Raw genomic sequence first — 18,509 nt, 5'->3', positions numbered from 1 at the left:
CCGTGAACAGACGCAACTTCCTCAAATTTGCCTCCGTCGGCGCGCTGGCTGCCGGGGCCACCGTGCCCGGCACCGCGCTGGCGGCTGCCAAAAACAAGCCACCCATTCCCGGTGCGCTTGGCATGCTCTACGACTCCACCCTCTGTGTCGGTTGTCAGGCCTGCGTGGCGGAGTGCCAGCGCCTTAACGGCAACCCGGCCAATCCGGCGGGCGAGCAGACCTGGTCCAACAACGACAAGCTGAGCCCCTACACCAACAACATCATTCAGGTGTGGAAGAGCGGCGCGGGCGAGCACAAGGATCAGCTGGTGGATGGCTATGCCTACATCAAGAAGCAGTGCATGCACTGCGTCGATCCCAACTGCGTCTCCGTCTGCCCGGTGCAGGCCCTTAAAAAAGATCCCAAGACCGGCATCGTTCACTACGACCCGAGCGTCTGTACCGGTTGCCGTTACTGCATGGTGGGCTGCCCGTTCGACGTGCCCAAATATGACTACGACAACCCGTTCGGGGCGATCCACAAGTGCGAGCTCTGCAACCAGAAGGGGCTTGAGCGGATTGATCAGGGTAAATTGCCCGGCTGTGTCGAGGTATGCCCGACCGGTGCCGTTATCTTCGGCACCCGCGAGGAGCTGATGGCCGAGGCCAGGCGTCGTCTGCTGGCGACTCCGGGCAGCGAATATGCCTACCCGCGCCAGACCCTCAAGGCCAACGACCCCTACCTGCACGAGGTGCCCAACTACCAGCCTTACGTCTATGGCGAGAAGGAGGGGGGCGGCACCCAGGTGCTGGTGCTGGCCGGGGTGCCCTACACCAAGCTCGACATGCCCGATCTGCCGGAGCTCTCCTCCGGGGCGCGCTCGGAGCATATCCAGCACACCCTCTACAAGGGGATGGTGCTGCCAATGGTGGTGCTGACCGGTCTCTCCGTGCTTATCCGTCGCAACACCAAGAACGGTCACGATCATCACGATGGTCACGATCAGGGCAAGGGGACGTCGGTCGATCAAGGGAAACAACAGGGGGGCAAGGATCATGAGTAACCACAAGGCACATCCCCTTGGCGGCAAGCTGGTCAGCTGGCCGGTGCTGGTGCTGGCACCCTTTGCGGTGCTGTGCGGCATGCTTATCCTCAAGCGCCTGATCTTCGGGCTGGGCTCGGTGACCGATCTGAACGGGGGTTATCCCTGGGGTCTCTGGATCTCCTTTGACCTCTTGATCGGCACCGGTTTCGCCTGCGGTGGCTGGGCGCTGGCCTGGGCGGTTTACGTCTTCAACCGGGGCGAGTATCACCCGCTGGTGCGACCGGCCCTGCTGGCGAGCCTGTTCGGTTATTCGCTGGGCGGCCTCTCCATCACCATCGACGTCGGCCGTTACTGGAACCTGCCGTACTTCTACCTGCCCGGTCACTTCAACACCTCCTCGGTGCTGTTCGAGACGGCGGTCTGCATGACCATCTACATCGGGGTGATGGCGCTGGAGTTTGCGCCCGTGCTCTTGGAGAAGTTCGGCTGGAAAACCTCCATGGCGCGACTCAACAAGATCATGTTCTTCATCTTGGCGCTGGGGGCACTGCTGCCCACCATGCACCAATCCTCGATGGGCTCGTTGATGATAGTGGCGGGGGAGAAGATCCATCCGCTCTGGCAAAGCTACGAGTTGCTGCCGGTCTTTTCGCTGCTGACCGCCTTCATCATGGGTTTTTCCATCGTGGTATTTGAGGGCTCTTTGGTGCAGGCGGGACTGGCGGGGCGGGGCCCCAATGAGAAGTCGCTCTTCTACAAGCTGACCCAGGTGATCGATATTTTCCTGATCCTGTTTGTGGCGCTGCGCTTTGCCGAGATCGTCATCCACGACAAGTCGGAGTATCTCTCCGAGTTCAATCGCTTCTCCATCATGTTCTGGAGCGAGATTGCGCTGATGATCTTCCCGTTGCTGGTGTTCCACTGGGACAAGAGCCGCCGGGATTCGCGCATGTTGTTCCTGGGGGCCCTCAGCATGCTGCTGGGCGCCGCCCTCTGGCGGCTGGATTACTCCCTGCTCGCCTTCAACCCCGGCAATGGCTACCACTACTTCCCCTCTGCGGAGGAGGTGCTGATCTCTCTGGGCTTTGTTGCCATCGAGGTGTGTGCCTATTTGCTGTTGATCCGGCTGTTGCCGGTACTGCCATCACTTGAACGTGTTCACCAAGATTATCAGGCCCGAGGGAAAGCCAACGTATGAGCCAACGTATCACCATCGACCCCATCACCCGCATTGAGGGGCACCTGCGTATCGACTGCGAAATCGAAGGCGGCAAAGTGACCAAAGCCTGGTCGTCCGGCACCATGTGGCGCGGGATGGAGGAGATCGTCAAGGGCAACGACCCGCGCGATGCCTGGATGATTGTGCAGCGCATCTGCGGGGTATGTACCTCCATTCACGCCATTGCCTCGGTGCGGGCGGTGGAGAACGCTATCGGCGCCAAGGTGCCGGTCAACGCCCAGTTTATCCGCAACCTCATCATCGCGGCCCACAACATCCACGATCACATCGTCCACTTCTACCAGCTCTCCGCGCTGGACTGGGTGGATATCACCGCGGCCCTTGAGGCCAATCCGCAAAAAGCGGCGGACATGCTCAAGGGGGTATCGACCTGGTCCCTCAACAGTGCCGATGAACTGACCAAGGTGCAGGATAAGATCCGCGTGTTGGTAGCGAGCGGCCAGCTCGGCATCTTTGCCAACGGCTACTGGGGTCACAAGGAGATGAAGCTGAGCCCGGAGGTGAACCTCATCGCCGTGGCACACTACCTGCAGGCGCTGGAGTGCCAGCGCGATGCCAACCGCATTGTCGCCATTCTGGGGGGCAAGAGCCCGCACATCCAGAATCTGGCGGTGGGCGGCGTGGCCAACCCCATCAATCTGGATGCACCTAGCGTGCTCAACCTGGAGCGGCTGCTCTACGTGAAGAGCTTTATCGACCGGCTCGGTGAGTTTATCGAGCAGGTCTACAAGGTGGATGCCGCCATCATCGCCGCCCACTACCCCGAGTGGCTGAACCTCGGGCAGGGGGCCAAGCACTATCTGAGCGTGCCGGAGCTCCCCACCGACGCCAACGGTGGCAGCTTCCTGATGCCGGGCGGCTATATCGAGAATGGCAATCTGGCGGGTTATCGCCCCATCGAGAGCCATCAGGATGGCTGGCTGATGGAGGGCATCGCCGAGAGCAACAAGCACGCCTGGTACAAGGATGACGAGCCCCTCAAGCCGTGGGAGGGCAAGACCGAGCCTAATTACACCGGCTGGCAGGATGACGGCAAGTACTCCTGGGTCAAATCCCCCACCTTCTACGGCAAGGTGGTGGAGGTGGGGCCACTTGCAGACCTCCTGGTCAAGCTGGCCGCCAAACACCCGGAGACGGTGGCGCATTTCGATCAGCTGAACGGCATCTACAAGGCGCTCACCGGCTCGGCCATCAAGACCGAACAGCTGCACTCCACCATGGGCCGCATCATCGGCCGTGCGGTGCGCTGCTGTGTGCTCAAAGATACCCTGTCCCATCAATGGAAGGCGCTGGTCGACAACATCGGCAAGGGGGACACCACCGCCTATATCAAGGCGGAGATCCCGGCGGATAAAGAGTTTCGCGGGGTGGGCTTTGAAGAGGCGCCGCGTGGCATGCTCTCCCACTGGATCGTCATCAAGGATGGCAAGATCGAGAACTATCAGGCGGTGGTGCCATCGACCTGGAACTCGGGCCCGCGCAACTTCAACGATGAACCCGGCCCCTACGAGCAATCGCTGGTGGGCACCCCGGTAGCCGATCCGGCCAAGCCGCTGGAAGTGGTGCGCACAGTTCACTCGTTCGACCCCTGCATGTCCTGTGCGGTGCACGTGGTGGATACCCAAAATGGCGAAACGACTCAGGTGAAGGTGTTGTGATGAACATCCTGATCCTGGGCGTCGGCAACCTGCTCTTGAGCGATGAGGCGGTGGGGGTTCGCATCGTCGAGGCGCTGGGGCGCAACTACCGTTTCGCCCCCGGCATCGAGCTGCTCGACGGCGGTACCGCTGGTATGGAGCTGCTCGAAGCGATGGCCAGTCGCGATCACATCATTCTGGCGGATGCGGTGCGCAGCGGTAATCCGCCGGGCACCGTCGTGACCCTGAAGGATGAGGAGATCCCGACCCTGTTTGGCCGCAAGATATCCCCCCATCAGCTGGGACTGGCGGATGTGCTCTCGGCGCTGCACATGACGGGGGAGTCGCCGAAGCGGCTCACTCTGATCGGCATTGAGCCTGAATCCCTCGAACCCCGCATCGGCCTCACCCCAGTGGTGGCAGCTGCCATGGGGGAGGCGACGGATCGGATTTTGACCCTGCTCGCTGCCGTTGGTGCGCCCGCCATTCCGCTCTCTGAGCAGGAGAAAGCTGAACAAGCGCGGGAGGGCCTATGGCGCAATCCTATTTAAGTGAGGTTGATGCTGTGCAGGAGTTTGCCGGCTTTGCCAGCAATCCCGCGCCTCTGCTGGTAGCCCAGTACGAGCGGATCGCTCGCGAAGAGATGCAGGCGTTGCCCTTCTATCACCCGGACATGCCAATCGTTGCGGAGTGCGTGGTGTTTGAAGGTCAGTGGCTCGGCTGCGTGCTCACCCCCTGGATGCTGAGCGTGGTGGTGCTGCCGGGGCCGGATCTGCTTTGGCCGGTGCGTAGCAACAGCGATCGGCTCGCCCTGCAGCTCCCCTGCGGCAACATGACCTTTATGGTGGGTGAACTGCCCGAGACAGGACAGTTGCTGGCCTGCTCCCTGATGTCGCCGCTCGATCCCCATCTCGGAGCCGGGGAGGGGCGAGCACTGGTGAGCAGCACCCTCAAGATGCTGCTCTCCTTGCCGGTGCAGCAAGGGGCTGGCGGCGTGGATCTGGGTCGCAGACGACTATTCGGTGCCCGGCGCAGTCAACCGGCATAGTCGCTAGGTTTCACGCGAAATCAAGTTTAGAATAGGGGGCCATTTTGGCCCCTCACTCCCATGTTCAGACACGCATTCCACCGCTTTTTTGAGTGATGATCCGTGAGTGGTACAAAACAAGAAGGATCCCCATGACTGTTTCTCGCAATTCCCTTCGCCATTACGCCAGATCCAGCGCTACCGCCCTGTTGACCCTGCTGCTGGGCACTGCCTCTCACGCGGCGCTGGCCGCTGCCCAACCTGTGCCTGCCGAGCTCAAGCTCGCCATCGGCAGTGAGCCCACCGAAGGGTTTGACCCTCTGCTTGGCTGGAGTCACGGCAGCTACCTGCTGCTGCACAGCCCGCTGCTCAAACAGATTGCTGGCGATAGTGCCGATCTCGGCTGGCAGAATGTGCTCACCCAATCGGTGACCCCGAGCAAGGATGGCAAAGGATGGCTCATTACCCTCAAGCCTGACCTGAAATTCTCCAACGGCGCGCCGCTCACCGCCGAGGATGTGGCCTTTACCTACAACAGCGCAGCCAAGGGCGGCGGCAAGATCGACATGGGCAACTTTGTCTCGGCCAAGGTGCTCTCACCCACCGAGGTGGCCATCACTCTTAGCGCCCCTCAGAGCACCTTCGTCAACGTGCTGGGATCCTTGGGGATAGTGTCGAAGCGGGATTACGATGCAAAAGCATATGCCCAAAAGCCGGTCGGTGCCGGCCCTTACCGGTTGGTGAGCTTCCTGCCCGGTCAACAGCTGGTGGTGGAGGCGAACCCCTATTACGCCGGTGGCCACAATGACTTCAAACGGCTGGTGTTTGTCTTTATCGATGAAGAGAGCGCCTATGCCGCGGCCCAGAGCAGCCAGCTCGATGTGGTGCGCATTGCCCCGTCACTGGCGCCCACCGTGACTGCTTCCCTCAAGCTCTGGGTGCGGCCGAGTGTGGAGAACCGCGGCATCGTCTTCCCCATTCCTGCTGCTGGTAAAAAAGATGCCAAGGGTTATCCCATCGGCAACGACGTGACCTCGGATGTGGCGGTGCGCCGCGCCATCAACTACGCCATTGACCGCAAGCTGCTGGCCGATCAGCTACTGGAAGGGCACGCCATCCCCGCTTACAGCGCGGTGGAAGGCTTGCCATGGCTAAACAAAGCCACCGCCTTCAAGGATGGAGATGTCGGCCACGCCAACGCCCTGCTCGACGAGGCGGGCTGGAAGATGGGCAGTGACGGCATTCGCCACAAGGGCGACCTGCGCGCCGCCTTTACCCTCTGGTACACCAGCGGTGACAGCACTCGCCGGGATCTGGCGGAAGCGGTGCGAGCCATGCTCAAACCCATTGGCCTGGAGGTGAGCCTAAAGTCCGGCAGCTGGGAGCAGGTGGAGCGGGAGATGCACGCCAATCCGGTGCTGATGGGGTGGGGGAGCCTGGATCCCATGGAGCTCTATCACCACTATCAGAGCGGCTCCGGTGGGGTAGAGTTCTACAACCCGGGCTATTACAGCAACCCTGTGGTGGATGGCCACCTCAAGCAGGCGCTGGATGCTCCGAACTGGCAGGCTGCCGTGCCGTTCTGGCAACAGGTGGAGTGGGATGGCAAGACCGGCGCCGGAGTGCTGGGTGATGCCGCCTGGGCCTGGCTGCTCAATGTGCAGCACACCTATCTCGCCAACAGTTGCATCGATCTTGGCAAGGGGGCGCCGGAAATCCACGGTAGCTGGTCCCTGCTCAACAACCTGCAGGATTGGCGGTGGACGTGCCGTTAAGTTCGTCCACTATGATTACTGCCACTCTAAAAGCCCTGCTGCGTCTGGCAGGGCTGTTATGTCTGGTCTCTGTCGCCACCTTTGTGCTGCTGAGTTACTCCCCCATCGACCCCATCAAGGCCTATATCGGTAACGATCTGCTCCATGTGCCGCCGGAGCAGTACGCCCGCATCGCCGCTCGCTGGGGGCTGGATCAACCGCTCTGGCTGCGCTACTGGCACTGGTTTAGCCAGGTGCTACGGGGGGATCTCGGTTACTCCATGCTCTACAACGCGCCTGTGGGTGAGGTAATAGGCCAGCGCTTTGCTGCCTCCTTCCTGCTGCTGGCGGGCGCCTGGCTGCTCTCCGGCTTTTTCGGCATTTTGCTGGGGCTGTGCGCCGGTCGCTATCTCAATCGCTGGCCCGATCGCCTGATTTGCCGGTTTGCCTATCTGCTCGCCTCCCTGCCCACCTTCTGGGTCGGCCTGTTGCTGCTCGCCCTGTTTGCGGTGCACTGGCCGCTACTGCCGGTCTGCTGCGCCTGGACGCCGGGGCTCGCTGCCGATGAGGCCGATTGGGCATTACGGGCGCGCCATCTGTTGCTGCCGGTGACTACCCTGGCGCTGCTCGGGCTGGGCAACATTGCCCTGCATACCCGGGGGCGGGTGGCCGAGGTGCTGGAGAGCGACTTTATCCGCTACGCCCGCGCTCAGGGGGATGGCGGCTGGCCCATGCTGCGTTTTCACGTGCTGCGCCACGCCCTGACCCCGGCGCTCTGCCTGCAGTTTTCCTCGCTCGGTGAGTTGATTGGCGGGTCGCTGTTAGCGGAGAAAGTTTTCTCTTATCCGGGACTCGGGCAGGCCACCGTGGATGCGGGGCTGCGGGGGGATATTCCCTTGCTGATGGGCATAGTGCTCTTTTGCACCGTGCTGGTTTTTATTGGCAACACGGTGGCCAGTGTGCTGTTGGCCCGCATCAATCGGGGCTGGGAGGGTGAGCATGCTGTTTAATCCGCTTCCCTCCATACTGCGGCTGGTTTTTGCCCTGCTCGGATTGGCGCTGCTGGCCACTTACGGCTGGAGCCTCTCTCATCAGGATGTGCCGATGGATCTGCTGGCGCGCCAGCAACCCCCCTCGCTGGCCCACTGGTTTGGCACCGATCAGATGGGACGGGATCTCTGGTTGCGCGCCTTTCAGGGTACCCTCACCAGTCTGGAGCTTGGCATCAGCACGGCGCTCTGCAGTGGCCTGCTGGCCATGGTGGCGGCAAGCGTCTCGCTCATCCATCCCAGATGCGATGCAGCGGTGCGAATGGTGATCGACGCCATGCTGGCGCTGCCCCATATGCTGCTGCTGATTTTGATCTGCTTTACCGTGGGGGGCGGCATGCGCGGGGTGATCCTGGCGGTGGCGCTGACCCACTGGCCCAAGCTGGCGCTCATTCTCTGCGCAGAAGCGCGACGGATAGCTTGCAGCGACTATGTGGTGCTGGCCCGCTGTCAGGGGATGGGGGCGCTACGTCGCTGGCGCACCCACCTGCTACCGGGCCTGTTGCCCCAGTGGTTTATCGGCACCCTGCTGATGTTTCCCCATGCGGTGCTACACAGCGCGGCCTTGAGCTTTCTCGGCTTTGGTCTGGCGGCCCACGAGGCCTCCCTTGGCCTGCTGCTGGCCGATGCCTTGCGTTATCTGGCTGGTGGCGGCTGGTGGCAGGCCCTCTTCCCGGGGCTGATGTTGCTGCTGCTGGTGTTGCTCTTTGATCAGGCTACCCGCGCCTTGCAACAGCTGCTGTGGCACAGGAGTGAACCATGCTGAGTTTTGATCAGGTGACCATAGAGGCGGCCCACTACTCCTGGCTGGGGCGACGCAGCTGGCAGCCATTACTGACCGATATCAGCCTGCAACTGGCGCCGGGGGAGATAGTGGCGCTGGTGGGGGGGAGCGGCGAGGGCAAGAGCCTGCTGCTGCAAAGCGCTCTGACATTGCTGCCGGACAATCTGCGCATGCGCGGCAGCATCTCTCTCGATGGCACGCCTCTGTGCGATGCCAGCCGGGCCAGCCTGCGCGGCCACACCCTCTGCTATGTGCCGCAGGGGGTAAGCGCCCTCAATCCGCTGCTGACGGTGGAGCGCCAGCTTGGCCGCGCGGCGCGCCTCTGCGGTCAGAGCGGTTCTCGCGAGCGGCTCGGCGAGCAGCTGCTGCGCTACCAGCTGCCCGCTTCCACCCTGGACCGCTATCCGCGTCAGCTCTCCGGCGGCATGGCCAAGCGCATTCTGGCCTGCACCGCGGCGCTCGGCGGTGCCCGCTACATTCTGGCGGACGAGATCACCGCCTGGCTCGACGAGGGGCTGGCCTGCCAGCTGCTCAGCCAGTTGCGTGAATTGGCCATTCAGGGCAGCGGCATCCTCTGGGTGACCCACGATCTGGCGCTGGCGGCCCGCTTTGCCGATCGCATCGTGGCCCTCCATCAAGGGCAGGTGAGCGATACCTTGAGCTGCCACCATCTGCGCCAGGGGCAGGGGAGCGAGATGCTCCGTGCCCACTGGCAGGCACTGCCGGAGTTCAACTCGCTCTTCTCTATGCCGGAGGTTTCCTGATGTTTGAAGTACGAAATCTCACCATAGCTCAGGGGGAACGTCCCCTCTGGCAGGGACTATCGCTGACGGTGAAAGCGGGCGAGCGGCTGGGCATCTCCGCGCCGAGCGGCCATGGCAAGACCACGTTGGGGCGGGTATTGGCGGGTTGGCAACCGGTTGGGGCCGGCGGGCAGATCCTGCTGGATGGGCTGCCGGTGCCTGAACAGGTAAAAGGCTATAACCCCATCCAGCTGGTGCCCCAGCACCCGGAACTCACCTTCAATCCCTATCGCACCACCGGCCAGGCGCTTTGGGATGTATGGCGCCCCGATGAGGCCATGCTGGCCCGCTTTATGGTCAAGCCTGAATGGCTCGGTCGTAAACCCGGCCAGCTCTCCGGTGGCGAGCTGGCCCGCATCGCGCTGCTGCGCGCCCTCGATCCCCGCACTCGTCTGCTGATTGCCGATGAGGTGACTGCCCAGCTGGATCCGCAGATTCAGCGCCAACTCTGGCGGGAGTTGATGGTTGAATGCGAGCAGCGCGGGCTTGGTATGCTTGTCTTCAGTCACCAACAGGCATTATTGCGCCAGATCTGCCATCGGGTGCTGCGCTTTGGTGAGGTGCCTGCGGAGCAGGAGGCTATGGCCCGTAGCGTGGCCTGAGGATTGGCTTCCCCCTCATCCCCAGCCCTTCTCCCGCAAGGGGAGAAGGGAGCAGAAGGTGCCATTTCGCCAGGCTCGGGGTTTAGGGTTTGGAGAACCTCTGGGTTTGAAAATATGGCTGGTTGTTATGCTCGAAGCTCCCCTGAGGGGTTTGAGGGCGTCGTATAGTCGCGGCATCCACAAACCGGTTCCCTCTCCCTGGGGAGAGGGTCAGGGTGAGGGGACGCGAGTATGAGGCGCGGGCCATTCGGTATAGAGAGAGAACGCCTGATAAGGTTTGTAGATAATAGGGAGGGAGGTATCAGCCTCCCTCTTTTGCTTTCTAACGTTATCAGCGGCGTTTAACCGGTTCAGGTTCAGGCAGTGGCCAGCCAGTTAAGCCAGGCATCCATCCCTTCGCCGGTGGTGGCACTGACCTGGATCACCTGAATATAGGGGTTGACCCGTTTGGCGTTCTCGATGCAGCGGGCCACGTCAAAGCTGACGTAGGGCAGCAGATCGATCTTGTTGATCACCATCAGCTGGGCGGCGGCAAACATGTCCGGGTATTTCAGCGGTTTCTCTTCCCCTTCGGTAACGGAGAGGATCGCCACCTTGTACTTCTCGCCGAGATCGAAGCTGGCGGGGCAGACCAGATTGCCCACGTTCTCGATAAAGAGGATTCCCCCTTGATTGGCAGGCAGCTGGTGGCAGGCGTCGTGCACCATTTTGGCGTCCAGATGGCAGCCCTTGCCGGTGTTGATCTGCACAGCAGGCACGCCGGTGGCGCGGATACGGTCCGCATCGGCGCTGGTCTGCTGATCCCCTTCGATCACCGCACAGGGGCGCTTGTCTGCCAGCTGGTGCAGGGTTTCGCACAGCAAGGTGGTTTTGCCTGACCCCGGGCTAGAGACCAGGTTGAGCACCAGCTGGGCCGCCTCGTCGAAGTGTTCGCGGTTGTGGGCCGCCAGCGCATTGTTCTTGGCCAGTACATCCATCTCGATGGCGATCAGCTGGCGCTGTCCCATGCCCGGGACCGACAATCCCGCTTCCCCTTTGCCGTAGTGCAGATCACCCTGCTGATGGTCATGGTCATGGTCATGGTCATGGTCATGGTCGTGGCTGTGATCATGGGAATGCACGTGGGAATGGCCGTGGTCATGAGAGTGGACATGATCATGATGATGGTCATGGGGGTGATCATGGTGGTGCTCATGGGGGTGATCATGCCCCTCATGGCTTATGGGAGCCCGCACCCCGTGGTAGTGGTGATGGACATCCCCCTGATGGTGGTAGTGGTGGTGAATGATCAGGGTGCGCGGTGCGCTCTGCTCGTGGTCATGGTGGTGATGGGGCTCATGACCATGTTCATGGTGATGTTCATGTTCGTGATGATGCTCATGATCGTGCTCATGGCCGGCAATCCGCGCCTGGCCGCATCCGCATACGCTACACATATCAACTTACCTCGATGTCGGTGATGCGCAGGCTATCACCCTGCGCGACTCGTAATTTGTATCCGCCACACCCGGGACAGGCCTGCCCGCGCTCGGTGAGGGTGACCGTCTGGTTGCAGTCGTAACACCAGGCCTCTGCCGCCTGATGCTGAAAGTGCAGCTGGGCGCCCTCGACGGCGGTGCCCTTGGCGGCCGCCTCGAAACAGAACGCTATGGTGTCCGGGTCAACGCAGGAGAAGTTGCCGACCTCAAGCCAGAGGGCGGTCACCTTGTTAAAGCCCCGCTGGGTGGCCTGCTCGGCAGCCAGATCGATGGCAGCCATGGCCAGAGACATTTCGTGCATGGTGACTCCTTAACCGATATGAGGAGGAGCAGTGACTCCTCCCCCTAATTGGGAAAACGGCATATGGGTGAACGGCATGGCCGCTCAACAGATCCGCGGCAGCAGCTCCCCTTGCGGTAGCTCCAGATAGCGGCGGCTGCCCCAGGGGTTGTTGAGGATCACCTTGTGGCGATCGCTCGCTTGCACCACGCCGATCTGGCTGGCTGCTGGGTTGAATTGCCGCAAGATGCCCAGCGCGTCCTGTGCCTGTTCGGCAGGCAGGGCCAACACCATGGTTCCTTCATTGGCGAGATCATGGGGCTCGAAACCGTAGAGCTCGCAGAGGCCGCGCACCGGATCGCACACCGGAATGGCGGACTCCTCCAGCTCGATGGCAACGCCGGAGGCGCTGCTCCACTCGTTGAGCACGGCGGCAAGGCCACCGCGGGTGGCGTCGCGCAGGGCGTGAGGGGTAATACCAGCTTTAAGCAGCGCTTCGACCTGTGGCCAGAGGGTGGTGCAGTCGCTCTTGAGATCAGATCCCAGTTGCAGGGCGTCACGGGCCATCAGGATGCAGGCGCCGTGGCTGCCGATATCCCGCGACACCAGAATGGCGTCACCGGCCTTGAGATTGCGAACCGAGATGCCCCGGCTCTGTTCGGGCAGGGGGAAGGTACCGACCCCGCTGGTGTTGATAAAGATCTTGTCGGCCGCTCCCTTGGGTACCACCTTGGTGTCGCCGCAGACGATACGGGCGCCGCTGTTGGCAAGCTCTGCTGCCATCGACTCGACGATGCGGGCCAGATCGGCGTAGGGGAAGCCCTCCTCGATGATAAAGCTGCAGCTCAGATACTCGGGCTTGGCCCCCATCATGGCGAGATCGTTGACCGTACCGGCGATGGCCAGCTTGCCGATATCGCCCCCCTCGAAGAAGAGCGGCGAGACGGTAAAGCTGTCGGTGGTGAAGGCAACGGGGCCGCTCACCGGCAGATGGGCGGCATCTTCACCGCGCAGCAGGATCTCGTTGCCAAAGTGGCGAAAGAAGAGCTGGTTGATCAGCTGATTCATCTCGACGCCGCCGCCGCCGTGGCTTAACTGAATTTCTCTCATTGGATCCCCATATATCGGTAGTAGGCATTGCAGGCCCCTTCGGAGCTGACCATGCAGCTGCCCATGGGCTGGGTCGGGGTGCAGCCCCGGCCAAAGACTTTGCACTGGTTTGGCTTGGCCAGGCCGCGCAGGATATCGGCGCACTGGCACGCCTTGTGGTCATCGATGGGAGTCTGATTAAGCGCAAAGTGACGCTCCGCATCGCGCTTGGCAAAGGCATCGCGCAGGCGCAGGGCGGAGGCGTTGATATCCCCCAGACCTCGCCAGCGAAAGTGCTCGCGGGTCTCGAAAAAGCGCTCGACCAGCCGCTGGGCGGCTTTATTGCCACTGGCGGTGACGGCACGGCTGTATTGCACCTCCAGCGCGTAGCGACCCTCCACCTTCTGGCGCACCATCATCAAGAGCGCCTCCATCACATCCACTGGTTCGAAGCCACTCACCACCACCGGCACCTGATAGCGATCGACGATAGGCAGGTAGATATCGGCGCCGGTGATGACGCTGACGTGGGAGGGGCCGATAAAGGCGTTCACCTTGGCAACCCCGTCGGCCATCACCGCATGAATGGCGGGGGGCACCAACACATGGTTGATATGAAACAGCAGGTTCTCAATCCCCTCAGCTTCAGCCGCAGCCAGCAAGGCGGCGGTCATGGGGGTAGAGGTCTCGAAACCGATGGCGAAGAAGACCACGGTTTTGTCCGGGTTCTCACGGGCGATACGCAGGGCATCGAGGGGGTCATAGACCGGGCGGATATCGCTCCCCTTGGCCCGCTGTTGGGCCAATGTGCCTTTGGAGCCCGGCACCCGGATCATGTCCCCCAGGGTGACCAGAATGACGTTTGGTTGACTCGCCAGCTCGATGGCCTGATCGATGCGCTCTTTTGGCATGATGCAGACCGGGCAGCCGGGGCCGTGGACGAACTCGATGCTGGCCGGCAGCAGCTGGTGCAGGCCGTACTTCATGATGGTGTGGGTATGGCCACCACACACCTCCATCACCCGCAGCGGTTCGGGCAGATCTTTGGCCAGTTCGGTGATCTGGGCGGCGAGGGCGCGGATCACCTCGGGCTGGCGAAAGCCCTGAAAGAGATCATTGAGGGTCAGCATGGCAAGATATCCTGTTTGGGCATCAGGGCCACCATCTGGCGGAAGCTCTCGAGGCTGGCCTGCGCCTCCTCTTCGTCAATCTTACTCATCACAAAGCCGATATGGAGCAGCACATAGTCGCCCACCTGGAGGGGCTCCTCGAGCAGCATGCAGCTGACGCGCCGCTGCACCCCCAGGGTATCGACGGTGACGCAGTTATCTTCGGGGTGCAGCTGCACCACCTGAGAGGGGATGGATAGACACATGGATTTCAGGACTCCGACAAGGTGGTACAACCGGTGGTGACAGGCTGATGCGTGGCAAGATGGTGGATGGCAAACCAGAGCTGACCGGCGGCGATGCCACCGTCATTGAGCGGCAGGGTTTCGCTGGTCAATACCTGCCGACCGGCGGCTTCGAGTGCGGGCACCAGCTGATCCATCAGCACCCGGTTTTGAAAGACGCCGCCCCCCAGCGCCACCGGATAGCCGGGGAAACGCCCGGCAAGGGCGATGACCAGATTGCTGATGGCGCGGATAAAACCGGCGGCCAGGCTGGCGGTGGAGGTGCCTTGGCGCCGCTCGCTGACAAGGGTATTGATGAGCTCGGCCCACTCGATCTGCAGCGGCCCTTCCGCTGATTGGCTGAGATCAAAGGCAAGGGGTAAGGGCTGTTCATCAGGGGCCAGCTGCAAGGCAGCCGCCTCCAGCAATAGCCCCGCTTCGCCCTCGTAATCGGGGGTGTCGATCACTCCCAAGAGCGCTGCCACCGCATCGAACAGTCGACCGATGGAGCTGGTGTAGGGGGCGTTGCGACCGAGATGCCAGAGCTGGTGCAGGTTGCTGATCCGCTTAAGGGGCAGTTGCTTGATCAACGGAATATCGAGGGCACTGATCTGCTCAGGGCTGTGCGATTCAAACAGCAGCCCCAGCAGCTGACGTACCGGCTCGCGAATGGCCGCCTCGCCGCCGATCAGCTTGAAGGGGGCAAGGTGGGCAACCCGCTCAAATCCCTTAACGTCTGCGATCAGCAGCTCGCCGCCCCAGAGGGTGCCGTCATCGCCAAGGCCGGTGCCATCGAAGGCAACACCCAGCACAGGGTCCGTGATGTTGTGCTCGGCCATCACCCCCAGCAGGTGGGCGTGATGGTGCTGCACCTCGAGGTGGGTCGCACCCTGATCCTGACAATAGCGTTTGGCCCACTGGCGGCTGAGGTAGCCGGGGTGGCGATCCGACACCAGAACTTCGGGTTTGAGATCGTAGAGATCGCGAAAGGTCGCCAGGGTCTGCTCGAAGTGCTCCTGCATCGGCAGGCTGTGCAGATCGCCGATATAGGGGCTGTAGATGCGCTGGCGGCTGAAGGCGAGCGCCAGTTGGTTCTTCTGTTGCGCCCCGACCGCCAGCAGCGGCGCCTTGACCGCCTCGTGCAGGCTGGGAGTGCAGGGGGCATAGCCCCGGGCGAGGCGCAACGTCTGGCGTCGCCCACCGGCCCACTGCACCAGACTGTCGTCGCACGGGTGCAGGATGGGGCGGTTGTGATCCAGGATGCCGTCAATCTCACTGCCGAGCTCCCTGACCACCACCTCGGATTCGATAAGGATTGGGCTGCCGCGACCATTGGCGCTGGTGGCCACCAGCGGCATGGCGCAGGCATCCAGCAGCAATTGGTGGAGTGGGGTATAGGGGAGCATGATGCCGAGGTAGGGGATGCCGGGGGCGATCCCCTCGGCCAGCGGCGCGGTTGTCAGTAGGGATTCTGAGAGTCGATCATCATTTTTGCGGTTGCGCAGCAAGGTGATGGGTCTGGCCTGAGAGGTGAGCAACTTCCACTCGTCTTCGCTGCCGGTGACATGCAGTTTGGCCTCGGCAAGGGAGCCCATCATCACCGCCAGCGGTTTGCGTTCGCGCCGTTTGAGCATTCGTAATCTGGCAACACTCTGTTCATTGCGGGCATCACACATCAGGTGATAACCCCCCATCCCCTTGACCGCAATCAGCGCCCCCGCTTGCAGGGCGCGGGCCGCCGCTTGCAGCGCATCCTCGCGCTCGGCCAAGGCATCGCCGCTGCCATTTCGCCAGCTGAGATGAGGCCCACACTCGGGGCAGCTCACCGGCTGGGCGTGGTAGCGTCTGTCCAGCGGGTTTTCATAGGCCGCCGCGCAGCGCGGGCACATGGCAAAGCCCGCCATGGCGGTATGGGGGCGGTCGTAGGGGAGGCGGCGGATGATGGTGTAGCGCGGGCCGCAGTGGGTGCAGTTGGTAAAGGGGTAGCGATGGTGGCGATCGTTGGGGTTGGCCACGTCCGTGGCGCACGCCTCGCACATCCCCTGATCCGGCGAGATGGCGACCGTGGCCGCGCTCTGCTGCTGGCTCGCTTTAATTCGAAACTGGCCATGAAATTGGCCATCGAAGTCGGGATCATGAGCAAGGGGCAATTCCCGCTCGCTGAAGTGATCGATGCGGCTTAAGGGCGGCGCCAATTCCCGCAGTTCGCCGGCAAAGGCGGCGAGCTGCTCGGGGGAACCCTCGGCGCCGATGGTGACGCCGTTGGCATCGTTCAAGACATAACCGGCAAGGCTGTGGCGCAGCGCCAGTCCATAGACAAAGGGGCGAAAGCCGACCCCCTGCACGATACCGTCGATATGAAATTCGCGGCGCAGCCGGTTGGCCGCATGACTCGGAGAGCCAGAGGGGGCGATGGTGGCGCTCATGCCGGCTCCATCTCATCTTGAGTCTGCGGCAAACGCAGCACCCGGCGCTCGTTCTCCTCGCGCCGCACCCAGCCATCCATCTCCATGCGCAGGCAGAACGGAATGGCGTATTTACGCGACAAGCCGGTGATCTCCTTGAGGGATGCCATGTCGATCAGATCTCCCACCTGCTGGCCCGCCAGCACGGCGGCGACCATCTGGTTGTAAAGGGCGGCGTCGTAGTATATGGGGCCATCGAGCTGCACCAGATACTTGAGTCGCGCCAGATTGCGCAGCTGCTTTTGCAACGCACCTTTTTGTAGCAGACCCTGCTGCAGGGCGGCGGGCAGCTGGCGGGTGATAAAGGGGTCCAGCTCCACGCCGCCGGGGCCCAGTTTACCGGGCTCGTACCCCTCCTTGCCTTGATCTCGCACCACCTTGAGCACCAGCTGTGCCTCTTCCCCCAGATCATCTTCCGACTCGCCACTGCCCGGTTGCCACTTGTCATGGTGCAGACGAATGAGCTGCTCGCTTTTGAGCTGCTGGAGCAGGGCCTGAGTGACCGGCAGGGCGATGCCAAAGCGGGTTGCCAGCTCGGCGGCACTCAGCGGTTCGCTGGTCAGCGTGGCGAGCAGCTGGTCGCGGCTTTGGGCCAGCCAGCAGTTATCCAGCAGCCACTCACCGAGGGGGGTGACCAGCTCGGGCCGCTGGTCAAAGCTGCTGGCCAGCACATAGCCGTTGAGCCCCAGTTGCAGGGTGGCCGGGTTGTAGTGCTCCAAGTCATCAGGCAGCTCGCCCAGCAGGGTGTGCAGCGCCTTGCGTCTGGCGGGATGGATGTCGCCGCACCAGACGATGCGGGCGCCGTGCAGCAGTTCGCTGCTGCCGTGGCGAATGATGGCGAGCGGCTGGCCAAAGAAGCAGGGGATGGGGCTGGTAAAGATCAGTCGCGCCAGCTGGGTATCCTTGATGGGCAGCTCTTTTATAGGTGCCTCTTTTATCGGCACACAACGGGCTCGGCCATGCCAGCTGCCAAGGGCCACTTCGACCTCCTTGTTGTGCAGAGAGGGGCGCAGTGTCTTGTTACTCAGGCTCTCGGCGTTGAGTCGCACGATAAGGTGGGTTGCCGCCTCGCACTGGCCAGCGGCGTTGGTAAGGCAGTGGCCGCGGGCCACCTCCTTGTGGGGCACCTTTTTAAGGCCCACCGCCACCCGGCAGACGGCGCCAATCTCGTCGACGCTCTGGTGATAGGCCTGCAGGGAGCGCACCTGCACCTCCCGATCGGCGGGGTAGAGGCGCAGCTTGTCCCCCACCTTGAGGCTGCCCTGTTGCAAGGTGCCGGTCAGCACGGTACCGGTGCCGTTGGCGGTAAAGACTCTGTCTACATACAGTCGCGGGGAGGCCTGTTCGCGGGGAGCATGATGCTCAGCCATATCTCCCAGCTGGCAGACGATGGCGGCGTGCAGGGCAGTCATATTCTCGCCGGTTTTGGCGCTGACGCTGACGATATCGGGCACCATGCCGCTCTCGTCCATCACCCGCTCCAGCAGGCTCTCTTCCAACAGCAAAAGCTCGTCGGGGGAGACCAGATCGCACTTGTTGATGCAGACCAAGAGACGCGGCACCCCCATCGCCTTGAGCAGGCGCAGGTGCTCGCCGGTCATCGGCATCCACCCTTCGTCGGCGGCAATGACCAGCAGCACCAGATCCAGACTCCAGAGCCCCGCTACCATGTTGCGGATATAACGCTCGTGGCCGGGCACGTCGATGACGCCTATGGTGTTGCCCTGACCGTCGTCGAAGTGGGCAAAGCCGAGATCCTGGGTCATGCCGATGGCCTGCTCATGGGCACGGGCAGTGGTGATCCCGGTGAGAGCCTTGATCAGCAGGGTCTTGCCGTGATCCACATGGCCGGCAAGACCGATAACGGCGCGATAGGGGGTCAT

General features: G+C 62.4%; 18 protein-coding genes. 11 read left to right on the top strand and 7 right to left on the bottom strand.

The features are described from left to right. Positions 1 to 2 precede the first annotated feature (2 nt). From hybA to ACW5XC_RS07415, 10 genes are all read left to right on the top strand, one after another. Entirely contained in the window at positions 3 to 1,043 is a 1,041-nt protein-coding gene (gene hybA, locus ACW5XC_RS07460; RefSeq protein ID WP_042053843.1) for a hydrogenase 2 operon protein HybA, read from the top strand. Then, the gene (hybB, locus tag ACW5XC_RS07455; RefSeq protein ID WP_042053841.1) at positions 1,036 to 2,223 is read left to right on the top strand and encodes a Ni/Fe-hydrogenase cytochrome b subunit; all 1,188 of its coding nucleotides are present in this window, start codon (positions 1,036 to 1,038) and stop codon (positions 2,221 to 2,223) included. Before hybA ends, hybB begins: the two co-directional genes overlap by 8 nt. After that, positions 2,220 to 3,923 carry a hydrogenase 2 large subunit gene (gene hybC, locus ACW5XC_RS07450; protein ID WP_042053839.1) on the top strand — a complete coding sequence of 568 codons (1,704 nt, stop codon included), beginning with the start codon at positions 2,220 to 2,222 and terminating at the stop codon, positions 3,921 to 3,923. Before hybB ends, hybC begins: the two co-directional genes overlap by 4 nt. Continuing rightward, on the top strand, positions 3,923 to 4,453 hold the full coding sequence (locus ACW5XC_RS07445; RefSeq protein ID WP_042053838.1) for a HyaD/HybD family hydrogenase maturation endopeptidase: 531 nt from the start codon (positions 3,923 to 3,925) through the stop codon (positions 4,451 to 4,453). The genes hybC and ACW5XC_RS07445 overlap by 1 nt, the downstream gene beginning before the upstream one ends. Next, entirely contained in the window at positions 4,435 to 4,950 is a 516-nt protein-coding gene (gene hybE, locus ACW5XC_RS07440) for a hydrogenase-2 assembly chaperone (RefSeq protein ID WP_042053837.1), read from the top strand. Before ACW5XC_RS07445 ends, hybE begins: the two co-directional genes overlap by 19 nt. Positions 4,951 to 5,081: 131 nt before the next feature. Then, complete coding sequence (locus tag ACW5XC_RS07435) at positions 5,082 to 6,704, top strand: ABC transporter substrate-binding protein (RefSeq protein WP_042053835.1); 1,623 nt, start codon at positions 5,082 to 5,084, stop codon at positions 6,702 to 6,704. Beyond that, positions 6,689 to 7,693 carry an ABC transporter permease gene (locus ACW5XC_RS07430; protein ID WP_042053833.1) on the top strand — a complete coding sequence of 335 codons (1,005 nt, stop codon included), beginning with the start codon at positions 6,689 to 6,691 and terminating at the stop codon, positions 7,691 to 7,693. Before ACW5XC_RS07435 ends, ACW5XC_RS07430 begins: the two co-directional genes overlap by 16 nt. Next, on the top strand, positions 7,683 to 8,498 hold the full coding sequence (locus ACW5XC_RS07425) for an ABC transporter permease (RefSeq protein WP_042053831.1): 816 nt from the start codon (positions 7,683 to 7,685) through the stop codon (positions 8,496 to 8,498). Before ACW5XC_RS07430 ends, ACW5XC_RS07425 begins: the two co-directional genes overlap by 11 nt. Next, complete coding sequence (locus ACW5XC_RS07420; protein WP_042053829.1) at positions 8,492 to 9,280, top strand: ATP-binding cassette domain-containing protein; 789 nt, start codon at positions 8,492 to 8,494, stop codon at positions 9,278 to 9,280. Before ACW5XC_RS07425 ends, ACW5XC_RS07420 begins: the two co-directional genes overlap by 7 nt. Next, positions 9,280 to 9,921, top strand: coding sequence for an ATP-binding cassette domain-containing protein (locus ACW5XC_RS07415; RefSeq protein ID WP_042053827.1), 642 nt, complete (start codon positions 9,280 to 9,282; stop codon positions 9,919 to 9,921). The genes ACW5XC_RS07420 and ACW5XC_RS07415 overlap by 1 nt, the downstream gene beginning before the upstream one ends. Positions 9,922 to 10,277: 356 nt before the next feature. Here the strand turns inward: ACW5XC_RS07415 and hypB are convergent, their stop codons facing one another. After that, positions 10,278 to 11,042 (bottom strand): hydrogenase nickel incorporation protein HypB, encoded by a 765-nt coding sequence (gene hypB, locus ACW5XC_RS07410; RefSeq protein WP_265339890.1) that lies wholly within the window; start codon positions 11,040 to 11,042, stop codon positions 10,278 to 10,280. Between hypB and ACW5XC_RS07405 the strand changes: the two genes are divergently transcribed. Further along, positions 10,965 to 11,381 carry a hypothetical protein gene (locus ACW5XC_RS07405; RefSeq protein ID WP_236727567.1) on the top strand — a complete coding sequence of 139 codons (417 nt, stop codon included), beginning with the start codon at positions 10,965 to 10,967 and terminating at the stop codon, positions 11,379 to 11,381. The two genes, hypB and ACW5XC_RS07405, sit on opposite strands and share 78 nt — an antisense overlap. On the opposite strand, the gene hypA is transcribed toward ACW5XC_RS07405, so the two are convergent. The 6 genes from hypA to selB form a co-directional block, all read right to left on the bottom strand. Further along, on the bottom strand, positions 11,359 to 11,700 hold the full coding sequence (hypA, locus tag ACW5XC_RS07400) for a hydrogenase maturation nickel metallochaperone HypA (RefSeq protein ID WP_042053822.1): 342 nt from the start codon (positions 11,698 to 11,700) through the stop codon (positions 11,359 to 11,361). The genes ACW5XC_RS07405 and hypA overlap by 23 nt on opposite strands. Positions 11,701 to 11,784: 84 nt before the next feature. Continuing rightward, positions 11,785 to 12,789 (bottom strand): hydrogenase expression/formation protein HypE, encoded by a 1,005-nt coding sequence (gene hypE / locus ACW5XC_RS07395; protein WP_042053820.1) that lies wholly within the window; start codon positions 12,787 to 12,789, stop codon positions 11,785 to 11,787. Beyond that, entirely contained in the window at positions 12,786 to 13,898 is a 1,113-nt protein-coding gene (gene hypD / locus ACW5XC_RS07390) for a hydrogenase formation protein HypD (RefSeq protein ID WP_042053817.1), read from the bottom strand. The genes hypE and hypD overlap by 4 nt, the downstream gene beginning before the upstream one ends. Then, complete coding sequence (locus ACW5XC_RS07385) at positions 13,892 to 14,143, bottom strand: HypC/HybG/HupF family hydrogenase formation chaperone (protein WP_040065728.1); 252 nt, start codon at positions 14,141 to 14,143, stop codon at positions 13,892 to 13,894. Before ACW5XC_RS07385 ends, hypD begins: the two co-directional genes overlap by 7 nt. Positions 14,144 to 14,148: 5 nt before the next feature. Then, the gene (gene hypF, locus ACW5XC_RS07380) at positions 14,149 to 16,587 is read right to left on the bottom strand and encodes a carbamoyltransferase HypF (RefSeq protein WP_042053815.1); all 2,439 of its coding nucleotides are present in this window, start codon (positions 16,585 to 16,587) and stop codon (positions 14,149 to 14,151) included. Next, positions 16,584 to 18,509: a selenocysteine-specific translation elongation factor gene (gene selB, locus ACW5XC_RS07375; RefSeq protein WP_042053814.1), complete on the bottom strand. Its 1,926-nt coding sequence runs from the start codon at positions 18,507 to 18,509 to the stop codon at positions 16,584 to 16,586. The genes hypF and selB overlap by 4 nt, the downstream gene beginning before the upstream one ends.

Source organism: Aeromonas sp. 25-AL00135 (assembly GCF_054052385.1).
The sequence above is the reverse complement of the archived record's forward strand: the minus strand, read 5'-3'. Positions and strand labels throughout refer to the sequence as shown.